This window comes from Streptomyces sp. NPDC104226 (genome assembly GCF_055584085.1).
Map to the genome: position 1 here is coordinate 130,144 of NZ_JBVJMS010000002.1, position 18,113 is coordinate 148,256.

Annotated in this window: 14 protein-coding genes and 2 pseudogenes; 6 read left to right on the top strand and 10 right to left on the bottom strand. The window is 68.1% G+C overall.

Going from position 1 to position 18,113, the window contains the following annotated elements:
• Window positions 1–1,109 precede the first annotated feature (1,109 nt).
• On the bottom strand, window positions 1,110–2,081 hold the full coding sequence (locus ACZ60J_RS05965; protein WP_469680242.1) for an NAD(P)-dependent alcohol dehydrogenase: 972 nt from the start codon (window positions 2,079–2,081) through the stop codon (window positions 1,110–1,112).
• 179 nt (window positions 2,082–2,260) lie between these two features.
• On the opposite strand from ACZ60J_RS05965, the gene ACZ60J_RS05970 reads away from it, so the two are divergent.
• Window positions 2,261–2,884 carry a TetR/AcrR family transcriptional regulator gene (locus tag ACZ60J_RS05970; protein WP_469680244.1) on the top strand — a complete coding sequence of 208 codons (624 nt, stop codon included), beginning with the start codon at window positions 2,261–2,263 and terminating at the stop codon, window positions 2,882–2,884.
• 226 nt (window positions 2,885–3,110) lie between these two features.
• Here the strand turns inward: ACZ60J_RS05970 and ACZ60J_RS05975 are convergent, their stop codons facing one another.
• Both ACZ60J_RS05975 and ACZ60J_RS05980 read right to left on the bottom strand, forming a co-directional pair.
• Complete coding sequence (locus ACZ60J_RS05975) at window positions 3,111–4,625, bottom strand: glutamate synthase-related protein (RefSeq protein WP_469679216.1); 1,515 nt, start codon at window positions 4,623–4,625, stop codon at window positions 3,111–3,113.
• A gap of 154 nt (window positions 4,626–4,779) precedes the next feature.
• Window positions 4,780–6,465 (bottom strand): acetolactate synthase large subunit, encoded by a 1,686-nt coding sequence (locus tag ACZ60J_RS05980; RefSeq protein ID WP_469679217.1) that lies wholly within the window; start codon window positions 6,463–6,465, stop codon window positions 4,780–4,782.
• Between the two features lie 496 nt (window positions 6,466–6,961).
• Here ACZ60J_RS05980 and ACZ60J_RS05985 point away from each other — a divergent pair, with 496 nt between their 5' ends.
• Together ACZ60J_RS05985 and ACZ60J_RS05990 are read left to right on the top strand one after the other, a co-directional pair.
• Window positions 6,962–7,681, top strand: a complete 720-nt coding sequence (locus ACZ60J_RS05985; protein ID WP_469679218.1) for a hypothetical protein — start codon at window positions 6,962–6,964, stop codon at window positions 7,679–7,681.
• A gap of 869 nt (window positions 7,682–8,550) precedes the next feature.
• Window positions 8,551–8,922: pseudogene (locus ACZ60J_RS05990) on the top strand (response regulator transcription factor); the annotation flags it as partial.
• A 159-nt stretch (window positions 8,923–9,081) separates the two neighbouring features.
• Here ACZ60J_RS05990 and ACZ60J_RS05995 read toward each other — a convergent pair.
• Window positions 9,082–10,275, bottom strand: coding sequence for a serine/threonine-protein kinase (locus tag ACZ60J_RS05995; RefSeq protein ID WP_469679219.1), 1,194 nt, complete (start codon window positions 10,273–10,275; stop codon window positions 9,082–9,084).
• 1,025 nt (window positions 10,276–11,300) lie between these two features.
• Complete coding sequence (locus tag ACZ60J_RS06000) at window positions 11,301–11,816, bottom strand: hypothetical protein (protein WP_469679220.1); 516 nt, start codon at window positions 11,814–11,816, stop codon at window positions 11,301–11,303.
• 10 nt (window positions 11,817–11,826) lie between these two features.
• Between ACZ60J_RS06000 and ACZ60J_RS06005 the strand changes: the two are divergent.
• Window positions 11,827–12,099, top strand: a pseudogene (locus ACZ60J_RS06005) (IS21 family transposase); the annotation flags it as partial.
• 10 nt (window positions 12,100–12,109) lie between these two features.
• Window positions 12,110–12,904 (top strand): IS21-like element helper ATPase IstB, encoded by a 795-nt coding sequence (istB, locus tag ACZ60J_RS06010; RefSeq protein WP_469679221.1) that lies wholly within the window; start codon window positions 12,110–12,112, stop codon window positions 12,902–12,904.
• A 21-nt stretch (window positions 12,905–12,925) separates the two neighbouring features.
• Here istB and ACZ60J_RS06015 read toward each other — a convergent pair whose 3' ends face one another.
• The 3 genes from ACZ60J_RS06015 to ACZ60J_RS06025 all read right to left on the bottom strand — a co-directional run bounded on the left by ACZ60J_RS06015 (window position 12,926) and on the right by ACZ60J_RS06025 (window position 15,563).
• Window positions 12,926–13,345 (bottom strand): DUF5959 family protein, encoded by a 420-nt coding sequence (locus tag ACZ60J_RS06015; RefSeq protein WP_469679222.1) that lies wholly within the window; start codon window positions 13,343–13,345, stop codon window positions 12,926–12,928.
• Window positions 13,346–14,021: 676 nt separating this feature from the next.
• Window positions 14,022–14,267: a hypothetical protein gene (locus ACZ60J_RS06020; RefSeq protein ID WP_469679223.1), complete on the bottom strand. Its 246-nt coding sequence runs from the start codon at window positions 14,265–14,267 to the stop codon at window positions 14,022–14,024.
• A gap of 9 nt (window positions 14,268–14,276) precedes the next feature.
• Window positions 14,277–15,563 carry a polymorphic toxin-type HINT domain-containing protein gene (locus ACZ60J_RS06025; RefSeq protein WP_469679224.1) on the bottom strand — a complete coding sequence of 429 codons (1,287 nt, stop codon included), beginning with the start codon at window positions 15,561–15,563 and terminating at the stop codon, window positions 14,277–14,279.
• A 337-nt stretch (window positions 15,564–15,900) separates the two neighbouring features.
• Here ACZ60J_RS06025 and ACZ60J_RS06030 point away from each other — a divergent pair, with 337 nt between their 5' ends.
• Window positions 15,901–16,641, top strand: coding sequence for a hypothetical protein (locus ACZ60J_RS06030; RefSeq protein ID WP_469679225.1), 741 nt, complete (start codon window positions 15,901–15,903; stop codon window positions 16,639–16,641).
• A gap of 78 nt (window positions 16,642–16,719) precedes the next feature.
• Here the strand turns inward: ACZ60J_RS06030 and ACZ60J_RS06035 are convergent, their stop codons facing one another.
• Both ACZ60J_RS06035 and ACZ60J_RS06040 read right to left on the bottom strand, forming a co-directional pair.
• Window positions 16,720–17,685, bottom strand: a complete 966-nt coding sequence (locus ACZ60J_RS06035) for an LLM class F420-dependent oxidoreductase (RefSeq protein WP_469679226.1) — start codon at window positions 17,683–17,685, stop codon at window positions 16,720–16,722.
• An 81-nt stretch (window positions 17,686–17,766) separates the two neighbouring features.
• Window positions 17,767–18,057 carry a DUF3253 domain-containing protein gene (locus ACZ60J_RS06040; RefSeq protein ID WP_469679227.1) on the bottom strand — a complete coding sequence of 97 codons (291 nt, stop codon included), beginning with the start codon at window positions 18,055–18,057 and terminating at the stop codon, window positions 17,767–17,769.
• Window positions 18,058–18,113: the final 56 nt, after the last annotated feature.

The following is an 18,113-nucleotide window of genomic DNA, read 5'->3' on the forward strand; positions in this document are numbered from 1 at the left end:
GCGAAAAGACGATTCCGCGAAAGCCGTTTCCCTACTGGCCAGCAACCTGCCGCAGACAGACGGATGCCGAACTCAGTTGCAAGAAGGCCGAGTTCACGGCCGACACTAACTGCGGCCCCTCAGCCGGGCGGACCTTGGCAGCCTGCCGCACAGAACCGTCGCGATCAGCAACTCGACGGACTCAACCAGGTCAGAGAACTGCGTGAGCCAGCCGCAGGACCTCCTCCAGAACCAGAACAGGAACGGGCCCCCACCGCCCCGACACCCTGACGGCCCGCGCCAGCCTCACCATCACCTACACCCAGCTCGGACGCCACCACGAGGCGGAGCTCCTGAAGAACAAGAACCCTCAGAACAGCAGCCGGCTGCCCTGAGGACGGGCAGATCATCCGCCACCCTCCTGGGCAGGCCCGACCGTCGTGTAGGGAATACCGCCCGCTTCGCTAGGCGGCGCTCCACGGCATACCCTCACACCCAAGGGTGACGTTCTGCCACGAGCCGGAAACCTCAGCCCCGCACCGGCTCATCCACCCCTACCGTCCCGGTCACACCCCGCCACTCTCGGAGGCTCTTCCTGACCTGAACGGACTTCCCCATGCTCATGCCCTGCACCCTCCATGTCGTGGCCATCGCCGCGATCACGGCCGTGACCGCGCTCGCGCTCCCCAGCCAGGCAGACGCCGCAGGCATGGACACGCTGCGCGTGACGTAGTTCTGGTACGACTCCCCCAGCAGCGACACCCGCACCAACGCCTCGCTCAACACCGAGTGGGTGCTGCACCAACGGCACCCGTGCCGCGGTCGCGCTCAAGGGCTGGACGCTGACGGACGCCACCAGCCACGTCTATGTCTTCCCGCCTTCACGCTCGGCGCCCTACACATCCAGCCGACCACGCCTAGGCATCAGCCGGGAGCCGGCCGTCGGTCGCCCCTACGGGACGGCTGGAAGCAGGACGTCCCTTACGGGCGAGGCAGCGCCGGGGGTCGGGCCCCTGGAGTCGGACCCGGCTGGTGTGCGGTGGCGGCCTCGTGCGGATGACGGCGGCTCCTGCCGCTCGGCGGCCGGCCGGGGAGACTGCAGTGGCGACTGCGGGCGGAAGCGGTCGTACTCAAGTGGCCGTTACCGACACCACGTACTTCCCCCGCACACCGCCTGCCTCCAGCGCCCGGTGCGCCCCCTGCACCTCGTCCATGGGAAAGACGATGTGGACCATCGGCCGCAACCGTCCCGCCGCGACATGCGCGGCCACCTCGTCGAGCAGGTCCCGTCGCGGATTCCCGCTGAAGAACCGCACCCGGCTCCGCCCGTGCAGGAGCGTGCTCAGCCCGAGGTAGCCCAGAGAACGGACCGGACGTCCCAGGTCGAAGGCGATCGTCACCATCCTGCCGCCCGGAGCCAGCAGCGCACGGTGCTCCGGCAGCCGGGTGCCCACCGTGTCCACCACCACGTCGAACCGGCCCAGGTCGCGGAGGTGGACGGCGTTGTGGTCCACGGCCCGGGAAGCGCCGAGGGACCGTACGAAGTCCAGGTTGCCCGCCCGCGCCAGTCCCGTGACCTGCGCCCCGGCCGCCGCCGCGAGCTGCACCACGGCATTGCCGACCCCGCCCGCCGCGCCCCGTACCAGCACCCGCTCGCCGGGGCGCAGCCGTGCCGTGTCGCGCAGCGCCGTCACCGCCGTTGTGGCAACGGGCAGCGCGGCGGCCTCGACCAGGTCGGTGCCGTCGGGTATCAGGCCCAGTCGCTCCGGCCGGATGCTCACGTACTCGGCGGCGCTGCCGTACCCCGAAGTGCGCTCCATCACCCCCCATACCCGGTCCCCCAGGGCGAGGCCGCCCGCACCGGGTGCGGCGCCCGGTCCGAATCCGGCCACGGTGCCGCTGAGATCGATCCCGATCCGCTTGGGGAACGAGCCCCCGCTGAGGAGCCGCAGCCGGCCCGCCCGGAAGGCGGTCTCTCCGCCGTTGACGCTGAACGCGGCCACCCGTACCAATACCTCACCCGTCCGTGGAACGGGGCGCGGTACCCGCGCGAGGCGTAGGACTTCGGGGCCTCCGTACCGGTCGAAGAGCACCGCCCGCATGGTCGTCGCGGTCGCCGGTTCCCCGCGGCCCTCCACAGCGTCGTCCACTGTCCTGTCCGCCTTCCGTCGCTCTGCCACCGGCGCTGCCTCGCCCCGGTGGGCTCACCGTAGGATCGAATTCGGAATGCACCATCCGTTTTCGCCCGAGGTGAGAGACAGTGACCACGACTTCCTCTCGGATCACCTCCGGGAACCCGTCCGACGGACCCGTGCCCGGCAAGGCCCCGTCCCGTCGACGCGACGCCCGCCACAACCGTTCGCGTCTGCTGGCCGCAGCCCGGGAGGTCTTCGCCGAACGCGGCATCGCCGCTCCCATGGCGGCCGTGGCCCGACGAGCGGGCGTCGGCCCGGCAACCCTCTACCGGCACTTCCCCACCCGCACCGACCTTCTGCGGGAAGCCTTCACCGAACAGACGGCCGGCTGCCGGGCCGCCCTCGCGGCCGCCGTCGCCGACCCCGACCCGTGGCGGGGATTCAGCGGCCTGTTTCAAGAACTGTGCCGCCTCCAACGCGCGGAACGCGGCTTCCCAGCCGCCTTCCTCACCGCGTTCCCCGCCGACGCGAAAGCTCACATCCGGGAACGAGAAGCAGCCGGGCACGCCCTCACCGACCTCGTCCGCCGAGCACGCGCCACCGGCGAGCTCCGCCCGGACTTCCACCCCTCCGACCTCATCGCCGCGCTCCTCGCACACAACGGACTGGTCACGGCCCTCCCCGACGACGAACGCGCCACCCGCCGCCTGACCGCCCACCTGCTCGACGGCTTCCGCGCCCGCCCAGCCCAGCACCCCCTGCCCTCGTAGCCGGCCCGGCCGACCAGGACCCCCAGATCGCAGGCCGCACTGGCACCGGCGGCCGGCGATGTACGGGGTACCGGGGACGAGGGTGGTGCGCACCGCGTCCATCGGGTGGCCTCTACCGGATGGGCGCATCGCTCCCTGACAGCACCACCGTCCGCTCGGTGCGCTCGACTCGGTGGGCGTGCTGCGCAGGGCATGACGGTTGAGAGCAGGTGGCCGAGTAGCCAGCTCAGGTGGTGATCAGTTCGGCGATCTCATGGGCGAGCTCCGGCCCGAGCGAGCCCCAGCCGTCCTTGTAGCCGTACACACTCCCCAGGGTGCGGGCGTCGTAGTCGCCGTTCAGGATGTCTATGTCGGTGGGGTTGATGAGCGACGGGTGGGGGACACCGACGGCGCCCGAGACCCTCAGCAACTCCCTGCGCAGGGTGCGCAGGTACATCGCTGCCCGGATGCCCTTCGAGGGCGCGTCGATGCCGCGCGCCAGCCACGGGTTCTGGGTGGCGATGCCGGTGGGGCACTTGTCGGTGTGGCACTTTTGGGCCTGGATGCAGCCGATGGACAGCATCGCCTCACGGCCCACGTTGATCATGTCGACGCCGAGGGCGAACGCGACGACGGCGTTCTCGGGCAGGCCGAGCTTGCCCGAGCCGATGAAGGTGACGTCGTCGGTCAGGCCCCGCTCGGCGAACACGCCGTAGACGCGGGAGAAGCCCACGCGGAACGGCAGGGACACCGAGTCGGCGAAGATCAGGGGAGCCGCCCCCGTGCCGCCCTCACCACCGTCGACGGTCACGAAGTCGACCCCTCGCTCACCCCGCTCCATCAGCGTGGCGAGCTCCTCCCAGAACTCCGTCTCCCCGATGGCGCTCTTGATCCCGACCGGCAATCCGGTCTCCGCGGCCAACAGTTCCACGAAATCGAGCATCGAGTCCACGTCGTGGAAGGCGGTGTGCCTCGACGGCGAAGCGCAGTCCCTGCCCGCAGGAATGCCGCGGATCCCGGCAATCTCGTCGGTCACCTTCGCGCCCGGCAGCATGCCCCCGAGCCCCGGCTTCGCACCCTGCGAGAGCTTGATCTCGATCGCCTTGACGGGCGCGCCCGCGACCATGGACTTGAGCCTGTCGAGGTTGAACGTCCCATCCTCGTTGCGGCAGCCGAAGTACGACGTACCGATCTGGAGAACAAGGTCCCCGCCGTTGAGGTGGTAGGGCGACAGGCCGCCCTCGCCGGTGTTCTGCATCGTCCCGGCCAGCGCCGCGCCCTTGTTGAGCGCCGTGACGGCCGCGCCGGACAGCGAGCCGAAGCTCATCGCCGAGATGTTGATGACGCTCGCCGGGCGGAACGCCTTCGCGCGGCCGCGCGGTCCGCCGAGCACCTTGGCCGAGGGCAACGCTGCTTGCGGGTCGCTCAGATCGGGCAGCGCGCCGGCGAACGTACGCTGCTTCACGTATGCATGACCCTGCACGTGCTCGACGTCGTTGTCGGTGCCGAACCCGAAGTAGTTGTTCTCCCCCTTCGACGACGCGTAGATCCAGCTGCGCTGGTCACGGCTGAAGGGACGCTCCTCGTCGTTGGACGTCACGATGTACTGCCGTAGTTCGGGGCCGATCGTCTCCAGCACATACCTGGCATGTCCCACCAGGGGGAAGTTCCTCAGCAGCGCGTGCTTCTTCTGCACGAGGTCGCGGGCGGCCACCAGCGCCAATCCCGTGGCAGCTGCCGCACCTATGCTCCGAGCACGCATCACAATCGTTCCTCTCCTCGACCGGACGAACCTGACGGCGACCGTCTACCCCGCGCCGCGGAAATGCCACGCGATGCCGGAAACCCGAGGGCACCGCCCCTGCGGGAGGGCCGCCGCGCGGCCCGTGCGGGGGTCGGGCCTCGCGGCGGGCGCGTCAGAGCGCCGAGTCGAGGTTCCCGAGGTGCTCGATGAGGTTCATGTTCTCGGCGTAGTCCACCGGGCAGTTGATGATCGACACGCCCGGGTCCGCCAGTGCCTCGCGGAGCGTCGGCAGCAGATCCCCAGCGGACTCGATGTGGTAGCCCTTCGCGCCGAAGCTGCGGGCGTACTGGACGATGTCCGGGTTACCGAAGTCGGTGTTGGAGTTTTCCCCGACCTCCAGGTCCATCTTCCACTTGATGAGCCCGTAGCCGTTGTCCTCCCAGATCAGCACGGTCAGTGGAATGTTCTCGCGGACCGCCGTCTCGATTTCCTGGGAGTGCATGAGGAACGAGCCGTCACCGACCGCCGCCAGCACCTTCGTCTGCGGCCGGGCGAGCTGAACCGCGAGCGCGCCGGGCAGCGAGAAGCCCATGGTGGACAAGCCGTTGGAGATGAGGCAGGTGTTCGGCGCGTACGTCGGGTAGAGCCGGGCCATCCACATCTTGAGCGCGCCGGTGTCGACCAGCACGATGTCGTCGCGACCGAGCGCGGCGCGGGTGTCGGCGATGATGCGCTGCGGGGCGAGCGGGTAGCGCTCGTCCGTGACGCCCTGCTCGAGTTCCTTGGCCAGCAGCGCGCGGGTGGCCATGGTGTCCTCGTCGTCGATGGTCCAGCGCAGGCCGTCGAGTGCGGTGGCGAGGGCGTCGAGGGAGGCGGAGATGTCGCCGATGATGCCGACGTCGACCGAGTAGCTGTCGTCCACCTCCGCCGGGACGCGGTGGAGGTGGATGATCTTCTTGTCCCCGTCAGGGTTGATCCGGGACGGGTCGAACTCCTGCAGCTCGTAGCCGACGGCGATGACGACGTCGGCCTCCTCGAACCCGAAGTTGGTGTAGTCGCGCCGCATGAAGCCGAAGGTGCCGGTCGCGCACGGGTGGTCGTCGGGCAGGACGCCCTTGCCGTGGAAGGTGGTCGCCGTCGACACGTCGAGTGCGGTGGCGAACGCCGTCAGCGACTCTGCGGCGCCGTCGCGCGCCGCGCCGTGTCCGGCGAGGATCACCGGTCGGCGGGCCTCGCGCAGCAGTTCCACCGCTCGCTCGATCTGCTTCGGGGACGGAGTCTCGGGCTGCACGACGTTCCTGCGCAGCGGGCGCAGGTCCGAGCCGTCCGTCGCCGCGTCGACGTCCTCGGGCACGGCGAGATAGACGGCGCCGGGCCGCTCGGACTCCGCGGTCTTGAACGCGCGCCGCACCATCTCGGGGATGGCCGGGGTGGCCGGGACCTCTGCCGACCACTTCGTGACCGGGGCGAACATGCTCACCAGGTCCACGAACTGGTGGGACTCCTTGTAGTTGCGCTCCTTGCCGACCTGCGCGGTGATTGCGACGACGGGCGTGCTGTTCGTCATAGCGTCGGCGACGCCGAGCATCAGGTTGATCGCGCCGGGCCCCAGCGTCGCGGACATCACACCCGCCGAGCAGGTGAGCCGGCCGTGCATCTCCGCCATGAAGGACGCGGCCTGCTCGTGCTGGGTGAGGACGTAGCGGATCTTCTCCGAGCGGGCGAGGGCGTTGGTGAAACGGATGTTCTCCTCGCCGGGCACGCCGAACACCACCTCGACGCCCTCGTTCTCCAGGCAGCGAACCAGGAGTTCGGCCGCTCCGTCGGGGGTCTGCTTCCGGTGCTCGACGTCGCTCACCTTGATCGTGTCCTCTCCTGAGTTTTGGCCGCGCCGATGGGCGGTCCGGTCAGCCGTCTACCCCGGCCGGCCGCACTCACAAGCTCGCACCGGACGAGAAGGAAGCCAGCCGCGTCCTCGCGATCGGACGGGCACCGGTCAAGCACGGCTTCGCCCATCTCAAGAACTGGCGGATCCTCATCAAGTTCCGCACCGCCCCCACCCGCGCCAATCTGCCTCCTGCGTGCTCCGCTCGTCCTGACGAAACATCGAAGTCAACCGCGACAGGGGATCTTCATCGCGAACTCCCGTCCATGACCAGCGTGAGCATGTGGACGATCGGTCACACCAGCCCTTTGAACTACGACTTCAAGTTGGTGGGGGTTCAGTGGAGCCCAGTCAAGAAGCGGCAGGTTGAAGGACCGCGGGCATCAACAGGGCGGGGAGAGCGCGGACCCGGGTCCCTCAGGTGAACCCTGACATTGACCAACTTGGGCGGGACGGAGATCGTGAGCCCATGACGGACAGCATCTGGCTCAACCTCGATCACCAGTTCGTCCCCGGCAACGAGGTCTTTCGCAGCGACCGCAGCTTCCATCTCTTGGCCTACACCGCCAGCCACAGCCAGCTCCTGATGCGAAGTCTCGGGCGCCCCGGCGAAGCCGGCGAGGCCGGCGAGGCCGAGACGACAATCGACCTGCTGTTCAAGCCAGCCGCCGTGATGAAGATCAATACCGACTACCGAGGCTTGGCCATCAGATGCGCAACCGAGGCCGAGAGCGAGCGGGTGAAGGCCGAACACGCAAGTGTGTCCTTCGACCGTGACGATCGCGTCTTCGTCCTGGAGAGCCAAGGCGAGTGCGACTACGTGGTGGCCATGGCTGTCGGCTGGACGGAAGGAGTGCTCGGGCGCACTCAGCAGAGCTTCTTCCACGATTTCCACCCTTTCAGGCCGATCACCTGGCCCAGCCGGCCTCTTTCCGGAGTCCATGCCGGCCTCGACATCGCCTCAGCCCAGGAACTCGTCGAGGCACTGTCGGCTGAAGAGAACGCCACTATCCGACGGGAGCGTCACCGCCACGTCTACGTCGTCATGACACGGCTGCCCCGCCTTGAGGGGCCCGAGGTCACCGGAGCGGGTGTCTTCCTGACCAGAGCCGACGCCGAGGAAGCCCAAGCCGTGATCACGGCGAAGTCAGTCGACTGCTGGATCGAGGAACTCCCCATCGCACTCTGACCCGCATCCGCTCGGCCGACCACGGCTTGGACCTGAAACACCGCCGAGCTGGACTGTGAAAGGAACGTCCCTGGCTCACATCCGGTGGTGGTGCAGGGCGACGGTTGTCACGTGCAGAGATACCACCGGCCAGTTCAGCCCGACGTTCAGGGCACCTCAGTTCAGGCGTGCGGGAGGGTCGGAATCCTGGCCTGGAGGGGCACCCACCAGCTCGACCAGAACATTCCTCGATGATTATCCGCCACCACCGGATACGAGCCAGAGGCGTCTACTGGACAGGCCGCGCACCGGCTGCCGTGAGACTCACGGAACGGCCCAGCGCCGGGGAAGCCCAGACACTCTCCCGAGGAACTCACCTTTCTCAACGACGCTGAAGGGAATCGGTTCTGCGCATCGGTGGAGGAAGCCGTCACCCGCCTCCAGTCGTCTCGTTGACACGGGCAAGGGAAATGTACGGAACCACACGCCCGGCCCCGCCGGGGGTGTGCCGGAAGAAGAGCCTGGCAGACCCCCGGCAGGCGACCTGCGGCCAAGCCGGGTGCAGGTCACCGGCCCCCCTGCCCCTTCTGACCCTGCCAGGGCCTTGATGAATCCCTGGATGAAAGAGCAGGAATCAGCCCGGCGGGTGGTTTTTTGGTGCTCCCCCGCAGCCACGGGCCTCGCCCCGGGAGTAACGTCTGACCCTCTGTGAGCCCAACTCCGTCTATCGGTCGGCAAGGTGCGGGTGGGACGGGTTTCAGGGGTTGAGGAGTTGTTGGAGCTGGCTCGCCAGCTCGCTCGGGTCCCGGCTCAGGGAGGCTTTCACCATGGCGGTGAACTCGTCGGCCACGACCTCGAAGGCATCGGCCTCGACACCGTCCAGGGCAAGACGAACCGTGGCCCGCGGCGAAGGCCCCCTCGCACCCGCCGTCACCCGCCACCTCATCGGCCACCTCGCCGGACACCTGAACCCGACAAACCACACCCACCCGGCCAGGGACGACGTCCTGCGCACACTGACCCCCCGCGAACTGGAAGTCCTCCAGCACCTTGCCGAGGGCCTCTCCAACGCCGAGATCGCGCTAGCGCTCTACATCACCCCCGAGACCGTCAAGACCTACGTCTCCCGCATCCTGACCAAATTGGGCCTCCGCGACCGCGTCCAAGCCGTCGGGCGAGATGAGCCGGCCCGAAGACAACCGGAAGAAAGTCGGTCGCCGCTGACCGGGGAGATCCACCCGAGCCGGACGATCTGGTCGTAGTCGGCTCGGCGCACGCTCAGGTGCACCGCGCTCTGGTCGGGGCCCAAGGGCACGTGGTGGTCGAGGAAGGCAGGCAGGTCCCGGCGCCGGGCGAGGGCGACCACCTGCTCCGCATCCTGGGTCCGGTGCCGGTGGAGGGCGGGCCCCGGCGGGAGTCTCTCAGCCCTTGAGCCGAGCCAGGAGGAAGAGGAAGAGCACCACGCACGCCACGGCGACTGCCATGCCTCCGACACCCGTCATCCCGGTGGAGGGATGCTTGACGTCCTGGATGCGGATGAGTCCGTTCTTACCGCTTCCTGCGACTTTGGTCAGGTCGATGCCCTGCTGGGCGGCGAACTCCCGGGCTGCGCGGGTCGCGTAGGCGCCGTGTCTCGTCTTGACGGCGGCGATGACGTCCTGAACCCGGATGCGGCCGTCGGCGCCCGTGCCGTTGACGGAGTTCACGTCCACATCGTGCTCGGCCGCGAGTCGGTGGACAGAAGGGTCGTGGACTCCCTGTCGCCGCTCGTCGGTCGCCCGCGGGGTGTTCGGTGTCCCCGACTGCCTGCCCTCCGTGGGGCGGGCGCCGGTCCTTCTGGCACGGCTGAGCATTGCCAGCGCCTGGGGGATGGTGGGGCGATCGGCCGGATCCCTCGCTAACAGGCCGATGAGCAGTGGCGTCAGCGGACCGGCGCGTTGCGGACTCCGGGGCGTCTGTGTCAGAGCGGCGGTGGGGTTGTCCGAGGGGAACGGTGGCACGCCTTCCACTGCCTCGTACAGCGTCACGCCCAGCGAGAAGAGGTCGGACCTGTCGTCGTTCGGCGCGCCCTGCCAGCGCTCGGGTGCCATGTAGGCGGGCGACCCGATGACCATGGTGGTGCGGGTGAGCCGGGGATCGGTGTGGGCTACGGCGATGCCGAAGTCCGTGAGCAGGACGTCACCGTTCTCGCTGAGCATCACGTTGGCCGGCTTGACGTCCCGGTGCATGATCCCCGCGTCGTGGGCCGCACCCAGAGCACTCAACAGGGCGTCGGCGACGTCGACGGTGCGCCGCAAGGTCAACGGGCCGTTCGCCCTCAGCTCGTCCGCGAGCGACCCGCCGTCCACCAGCTGCATGACGATCCATGGAGCGTCGTCGACCTCGATCACGTCGTGGACGGTGATGATGTGTGGGTGGTCCCGTAAGCGCGCCGCATTGCGGGACTCCCGCGCCGCCCGGGCCAAAAGTTCTGCGCGTGCCTCGTCGGGGACCGAGCTGAGGCGCACCATCTTCATCGCCACATCCACATCCAGCACCGGGTCGTGGGCCTCCCAGACCTCGCCGAAACCACCGGCTCCCAACGGGCGGGTCAGCCGGTAACGCCCCCCGATCACCGTTCCTGGATACGCCCCCATGTCATCGCTCCCCCGTTCGGACTCGCATCGCATGCCCCGTAATGATCCTGCCCGGAGTTCGAGCAGGAACAGGATAGGAATTCGACCGTCGTTGCGGTAGGTACACGCCTGGGTGCCGGGCCCATATCCGTACCTCGGCGGCCCAGTACCCGGCCTCAGGCCAGGGACACATCCGTCGCGCCGCGGCCCTCCCCCGCCCGCCGCATGCCCGCCGGACTGCACAACGCAGCCCGGTCCCATCAGTGCTGAAGCCCCACGACGCGCGATCCCCCCTTCGTCGCGTCCGCTTAACATCTTTGGTGCAACCCGCTGTCGACCAACGGCGCGGCAGCCCAGGCCTATTACGAGCTCCACGGGACCCTGGCCGCCCCGCTGCACGCCACCCCTTCCCCGCGCGGTCGGGAATGTGCACCAGCCGGGCGGACTCGGCAAAGACCCCGTATGCCGGGCCGCATCGCTCACGGCGATCGAGGAAGGCTGGCCCCCGGGGCCGGCGGGTGGAACCGTGGACTGCCCTCGGCACTCCACCTACCTCGCCCTGCTCCCTGCCGGCCGAAGGCGCGCGCCTGGCCGCGCTTGTACCCTGGGTGACCCGGCACGGCGAGGACGGTGGCTCACCACCCAACGACGCAACTTCAGCAGGCTCAACACTGCGCAGCAGACCCGGCTCGGGAGGCTCGGCGTGGAGGCAGGCGTACCGGAGCGTGCGGCTGCGGGGAAGACCAGCCCTGCGCCCAGGTCCGGTCGGGGAGAAATCCTCTGCGGTTCCACAGGCGCGTGACGACATGGGAAATGACCACCGAGCAGGACGGATCGGGGGGCGTGCCTCCGTGGACACACGTCGACGTGCCGGGGCCTGAGCGCTCTGGCGACCAGCGGCCTCCGCACCAAGGGAGAAACCCGAACCCTGCGCTCCAGTAGGGCATGTGGGAGTCCACGGCCTTCTCCCGCTGGGCCATCGCGGCCCCCTGCTCGCGGGTGAGCACCACCCTGGCCACCGAGGTTCAGTACCCCCGTGCGCTCCACCCAGTCCCGCTCAATATCCTCGCCCGAGCAGTCGAAATCACCGACCACGGCGAGGTGGGCTGCGCGTTGCTCCCGTTTGACCCGGTCGCGGACTGCGTCGGGTAGGACTGGGAGCCGAAGCCACAGACCACGAGCACGGGGATGCCGGCGAACTCGAGCCAGCCGGTCAGCTGCTGCCGAAGGGTGTCTTTCTCCGCAGCGACGTACAGGACATGCCCCTGGCCCGCCGTAGGGTCCAGGCGGAACCAGCCGGGCATCTCCCGCGCGAAACCATCCGCGTCCGGCCAGGCCGACGGGACGTAGACTTCGCGGACCGTGTCGAACAGGTCGGGGCAGCGGCTCTCGCGGCGGGCCTGGGCGTGCTGAGCGGACAACCGGCGATACATCGGCGGCGATTGCGGCAGCACGCCCTCGGCCACGAGCCGGTACATCACCTGTCGCAACGTGACCTTCAGCGGGGTGTACCCGCCGACGAGTGGCTGCACCTGTTCCACGACGAGCGGCCACCTGCCCCACGAACACCTGATCACCGGCCTCGCCGCGGCGCTGAAATCCGGCGCTTTGACCGCGGACGCCGTCGCCCTGGAGGCCCGCAAAGCGGCCGACGCCGAGCCCGAGAACCCTGCGCCGCCCGTCGTCCCTGGAAGTCCGCCCGGTATCGCTCCGCTGCCCGCTGCCGTTCGGGCCCGCCTGCCGCCCGACACACACCCGCTGCCTTCCGTCGCCCACTACGACCAGCTCCTGCGGCTCCGCCGATCTGACCGCCCCACCCCTTGAGGAGAACGCCGTGCCCCTTCCCCGCCAGCGAGGACTCACCGAGCAGGCCGCCACCACTGCCGTCGACCAGGCATGCCGGATGCTGCGGCTGCCCACCATCCGGTCCCAGTTCCCCGAGCTTGCCGAGAAGGCCGAGCGCGAGCAGATGTACTACCTCGGCTTCCTCGCCGAACTCCTCCTCGCGGAGTGCGACGAGCGGGCCCGCCGACGCTCCGAACGACGTATCAAGGCCGCCGGCTTCCCCCGCGACAAAGCACTCCGCAAGTTCGACTTCGACGCCAACCCCAACATCGACGCGGCGATGATCCACACCCTCGCCAAGTGCGAATGGATCAAGAAGGGCCTGCCTCTCTGCCTGATCGGCGGCTCCGGGACGGGCAAGTCCCACCTGCTGATCGCGCTCGGCACCGAGGCTGCGATGGCCGGCTACCGGGTCAAGTACGTCCTGGCGACGAAGCTGGTAAACGATCTCGTCGAGGCTGCCGACGAGAAGCAGCTGACCAAGACCATCGCCCGCTACGGACGCGTCGATCTCCTCTGGATCGACGAGCTCGGCTACATCGAACCCGACCGCCGCGGCGCCGAACTCCTCTTCCAGGTCCTGACCGAACGGGAGGAAAAGAACAGCGTGGCGATCGCCTCGAACGAATCCTTCTCGGGCTGGACAAAGACGTTCACCGCCCCCCGCCTCTGCGCGGCTATCGTCGACCGCCTCACCTTCGGCGGCAACATCATCGAGACCGGCACCGACTCCTACCGCCTCGCAACCACCCGCGCCCCCGCAGAACAAGCAGCTGCCGGCTGACCACCAATGACGTCAGGACGGTCAGCTAGCGAACGCTCGCCGCACCTTTTCGAGACGCGCACGCTGATCATCGATCCAGCCGGTCGCCGGGAAGAGGGGGAAGCTGACCGTCACCTGCGACGACGGGCCGTCATGGATCGACACCCCGATCACACCAGGGCTCAGCGGCTTGATCTTGAACTGGACCGTCCGACCCGAGTTCAGCCATGACACGAACCGACCTGCGGCGAGCGCCTCAAGAGCCTCCTGCCAGTCATCAAGGTCATCGGCCGTTACATAGACCGGGAAGGTGCCCTTGACGGTGTCGGTCTCGATGACGAACTCGCAGTCCAGGCAGTCCCTGCCAGGAGCTGGAAGCTCCAACACCCGCAGAGACACAACGTGGCCACTCGTGCCCGGCGGATCCGCCAGATGAATCAGCTCGCCCAGCTCGTCTTCCATGACAGCCTCTCTCCATCGGCCTCGAACAGAGGAATCGTTCCTGAGCTCCTCGGCAAACACCGCGCCGAGGTGGGTGTTACTGATTCTCACCAACATTCCGCAGCCAGCGGATCACCTATCGTTCCCGAAACCTCTCTACAACCGTTCCTCGTTGTCACCTACGCAGCCACCAGGCCGGGGACGAGAGCATCGCGTAGCGGACCAGGCCCTCGGGTGCCAGGGCGCGGAGCTGGTCCGCCCACCGGTCGGTGCCCGCCGCCTTGACGGTCGCCGCGTCGCCTGGACAGTCGTGGCGACGCCCCGCCGGGGCAGGAACACGCTCATGTCGACGCCGACCTGCTGCAGGGAGACGAGCTGACGGGCCATCTGCGGCCAGTGCGCCCCCTTCATCAGATCGCCGAGGACGCCCTCGTCCAGGACCGGTCGCAGCTGTGCCTCGGCCCGGCGCGAGCGCGGCCAACTCGTCGCCGAGTTCTTCCTACTTGCTGGCCCGGGCTTTCTGGGAAGCGCGTCGTACGGCTACGGCTACGGCTACGGCTACGGCGAGGAACAGGCGCATCGCCATGCCCGCCCCCACGATGAGCAGGAGGACGGGCCACGATCCCATTCACACGACCACCTGCCCGAGTGCGGCCGAAGGCCCCGCCGACCAATCGACGGGGCCAAGACCTCTATGTCACGCGATGTGCCGCAGCCATTCCCAGTCTCCAGGACGCGTCTGCAATTCGGCCAACCCGTAGTCCAGGCATTCCTGCAGGCTGGGCATATCAGTATGAATGCCGCCTTGTTCACCCAATCCAGGACCTGACATAACAATCGTCCAGAAGCGGCCCGATTCAGCAAACCTTCCATGGTCGGCCTTCAGGACCATGGTGACGCCAACTTTAGCCAACTCTTCCATGAGCAGCTCGATATCGATCACAGCATCTCCTCAGAATCCTCGCAGCATCGCTGCGATCTTACCGATATCCATCGTGTGACCAGGTCGCGCACTATCACTGACGTTGTCAATTACGGCCCACAATTCGTCAGCCGTGGGGCCACTGACGACATTATTTCGCTGCATGAGCTGACTGACTACCTCGTGCGCAGTTCGCTTGTTTCCGTTGTCGAACATGTGACTTCCGGCGATATCCCTGATCATTACGCCAGGCTTCTCCCAGAAGCTATTGTAATATCCAGCATTGATCATTGCATTCTCGGGCGACCCATTCAAAAGCCGAGTGCCCTCGAAATTACTATTGAGCTTCCGGATTTCGTCGGTCGATACGGGAACCTTGAATCCGCCGTTGCAGTTATGCACCAGGACTGGCGCCACCCCTGCAAAGACGTAGTAGGTGTGGTAATCGCTGACGGTCAGATCGAAAGCAGCTTGCCGACCAAACCAGTCACGCGTGCCAGCAATGGAGACGTTATCACCCTCCGCAGTACGGAGCTGGTCTCCTGCTGTCAGGTCTCCGGCTTCTCGCCACTGCTGGTGCGTTGCGGACCAGAAGGGGTGATGGATCGTCGATGTGAGTTCGGCACCATCCTCGAGGGTGAGGTCGGTGAACGCCCTGTCTTCTGGAGTCCGAATAGTGTCGACCACAGCCCGAGGAGCGGTTTCACCACTCACAGGGTCTGTCGAAGCGACGACCTCCCCAATACGTATTTCCTCGATGGGGCGGGCACTTCCGTCGGCCATGAGGACACGAGTTCCAGCAGGGAAGCTGTGCGCAGCCCTGACCAGACAGCCGATAGCACCGCCCGTTTTTCGGTAGTCCTTCACAGCCCCTATAGCGTCGCCGATTTTACTGAGTAGCTTCAGTCGACCTATTGGCAGGACACCGACGGCCGCCACCGCGCAACCCAGCGCAGTAGGCTTCTCTACGCACTCCTTGACATCGTTGGCGCCTGTGAGTTCCCATACGATCGCATTCATAATCGGATCGATGGGGACTTCGATTGTGGAGTTTCCTGGGTCCGTGGCGCACGCCATGATCGGCGCCATCGTCTCACGGGACGGGTGGGGAACACAGATCCGCTTAGGCTTATCCCGCTGCTGACGCTTGCGTTCTTCTGCGGCCTGGCGACGTGCTTCGGCGGCCTCTTTCTCCCGCAGAACCTCGACGGCCTTACGGGCCGCCTTGGCTTGCAAGACAGGACATGCAGGAAGGACGCGGCACATGAGCACACCGGCGACGGGCGGATCGAGTGCGCCCCCGAGCGGCGGCGGCACCCAGGGCAGCCAACGGCCCGCGACCGGAGCCGTACCGGGACCGGGGGCCACGCCCGTCCCCGGAGGCACGTCGGGCACGGGGGGTACGCCGGCTGCCGGGGGATCTCCCGCAACCGGGAGCACACCCAACCCGGCAACCACGCCCGGCGCGGCAAGCACACCCAGTACGGGAGCCATTCCGGCGCCAGCAGGCGCCACCGGTACAGGAGCCGCACAGGCACCCGCAGGAGGCGCGACTCCGCCCCCCGCCCCCACTCCCCCGGCCCGTTCGCCGGGCCGACTGCGCAGGTCACTCTCAGCGACCCGGAGCTGGCAGGGCGGCCGCATCCTCGCCTGGGTGACCGTCGCCAGCCTGGTCGTCGCCGCGGCGAGCCTCGCGCACGACTTCCTCACCGAGGACGAACCCGGCGACTTCTCCGTCCTCGAACTGTCCGCGAACTCCACGAAGGACGTCCCCGCCACCGAGAAGGACCAGGTGGACGCAGCGGCCACCACCAATACGACCACCGAGGCCACCATCCTGTCGGTGGGGCTCAAGAACGACACCACCTCCCTGCGCTCCTTCAAGGAGATCGGAGTCCGGAACAAGGGCCAGGCCTCGATCGGCGCCTGCGAGGGCGGTTCGGGAGGCGGGACGGTCTTCACCGCGGATTACGCGATCGAGGTCCCGGACGTCGGGCAGACGACCCGCGTCGCGGTCCCGCACGGCCACAACTTCGAACCGAAGAAGGCCGAAGCCTTCCACCTGACGCTCGGCACGGGCAACGGGACCGGCCGCGATGACAAGAGCCAGGTCGGTGACGTGTACGCCCTTGAGGTCTTCCTCGTGGAGGACAACGGCAGCATCTTCGAAGTCGGCCCCCTCACCGTGGCCTCGACCCCGGCCACGGCCGCCCTCTACCCCATGGACCTCACCTTGCTCCCGATGGACCGGTACCCGCGCGAGGACTGCCTGCGTACGACGGCCGCCGACATCAAGAAGCTGGAGACCAAGGGCTACCCCCTGTCCGACCCGGTCAAGAGCCTCCGCGCCGGCCTCCTCAAGACCGCCGACGCCGTATCCAAAGCCCGCCAATAGCGCCCGCGTTCCGCCGGCCGCCGACGCCTCCGCCAGGTGGTTGCGCGGCGCGATGCCGTCGCACGGCGACCCCGCCCCTCACAATTCCCCAAGCGCCGGAAGGAGTTTGGCCTCGGCCCATTCCAGGAAGGGACGTTGGTGGTCGCCGCCGATCTGGACGAGAGCCAGTTCGGTGAACCCCGCGTCCACGTACGGGCGTACCGCCTCGACGAAGGCGTCCACGTCGTCGCCGCACGGCACGGCCTCCGCGATGTCGGCGGGCCGGACGTGCCGCGAGGCCTGCTCGAAGGCGGCGGGGCCAGGTAGTTCGGCGTTGACCTTCCAGCCGCCGAGAGACCAGCGGAACTGGTCGTGCGCGCGGGCGACCGCGGCATCCCGGTCGGTGTCGTAGCAGACGGGCAGCTGGCCGACGCGCGGCTTGCCGGCTCCGCCGTGCTCGTCGAACAGCCGGAGCAGTTCCTTCCTGGGCTCCGTGGCGATCACGAGATCGCCGTGGCCGCCCGCGATCTCGCAGGAGCGGGGGCCCGAGACGGCGATCCCGATCGGGGGCGGCTCGTCGGGAAGGTCCCACAGCACGGCGTTGTCCACGTCGAAGTGGGCGCCGTGGTGACTCAGGCTCGCCCCGGTGAACAGCTTCCGGATGATGCCGACGGCCTCCTCCAGCATGTCCAGTCGTACGGGCGCGGCCGGCCAGCCGGCCCCGACGACGTGTTCGTTCAGGTTCTCCCCCGAACCCAGCCCCAGCCGGAACCTGCCCTCGGACAGGATCTGCACCGTCGCCGCCTTCTGGGCCACGATCGCGGGGTGGTAGCGGAAGGTCGGACAGGTCACGTAGGTCATGAGCGGGATCCTGGAGGTGGCCTGCGCGGCAGCGCCCAGAACGCTCCACGCGTACGGGGCGTGGCCCTGGGACTCCAGCCAGGGGAAGGCGTGGTCCGAGATCACGGAGAAGTCGAACCCCGACTTCTCCGCATCCACCACGTGGGACACCAGCTCACGCGGTCCGGCCTGCTCGGTCATCATCGTGTACCCGATTCGCACCATACGAGGCGCCTTGCCGGTATCCCCTCCCGCAAACTCCCCACGAAGGGAAAGCCCGGCGATCCCCGGCGATCGGCCCGGACGTCAGCGGGTACGGCGGATGCGGATCGGCCCGTGCGCCGTATCCGGATCCACGGGGCGGCCGCCCTGGGTGATCTCCACCTCGCCTGACGCGACCAGCCGTCGAGCGGCACGGCGGATCGGCTCCATGAGCGCGCGCCACCCGTCGTCATCACCCTCGTACACCCCTCGCGCGGCATCGGAGGGGCAGATGGTGGCCGCAGGACCACGCCGGTCCAGCAGTTCCAGAATCGCCGTCTCCAGACGCCTGTCTCCTGCTGCGGGGCGGGAACCACCGCGGTTGCCGGGCCTCATGTGCGCACGCCTTCCCCGCCATCGGCCCGGCATGCCCCGGCCCTCCTTCTCACGGG

Bases quoted from the DNA above. Each gene is read 5' to 3' on its own strand.
- ACZ60J_RS05965 (WP_469680242.1), bottom strand. From the start codon at position 2,081: ATGCGGGCGGTGCTCTTCGACCGGTACGGAGGCCCCGAAGTCCTACGC.
- ACZ60J_RS05975 (WP_469679216.1), bottom strand. From the start codon at position 4,625: ATGCGTGCTCGGAGCATAGGTGCGGCAGCTGCCACGGGATTGGCGCTG.
- ACZ60J_RS05985 (WP_469679218.1), top strand. From the start codon at position 6,962: ATGACGGACAGCATCTGGCTCAACCTCGATCACCAGTTCGTCCCCGGC.
- ACZ60J_RS06015 (WP_469679222.1), bottom strand. From the start codon at position 13,345: ATGGAAGACGAGCTGGGCGAGCTGATTCATCTGGCGGATCCGCCGGGC.
- ACZ60J_RS06035 (WP_469679226.1), bottom strand. From the start codon at position 17,685: ATGGTGCGAATCGGGTACACGATGATGACCGAGCAGGCCGGACCGCGT.
- ACZ60J_RS06040 (WP_469679227.1), bottom strand. From the start codon at position 18,057: ATGAGGCCCGGCAACCGCGGTGGTTCCCGCCCCGCAGCAGGAGACAGG.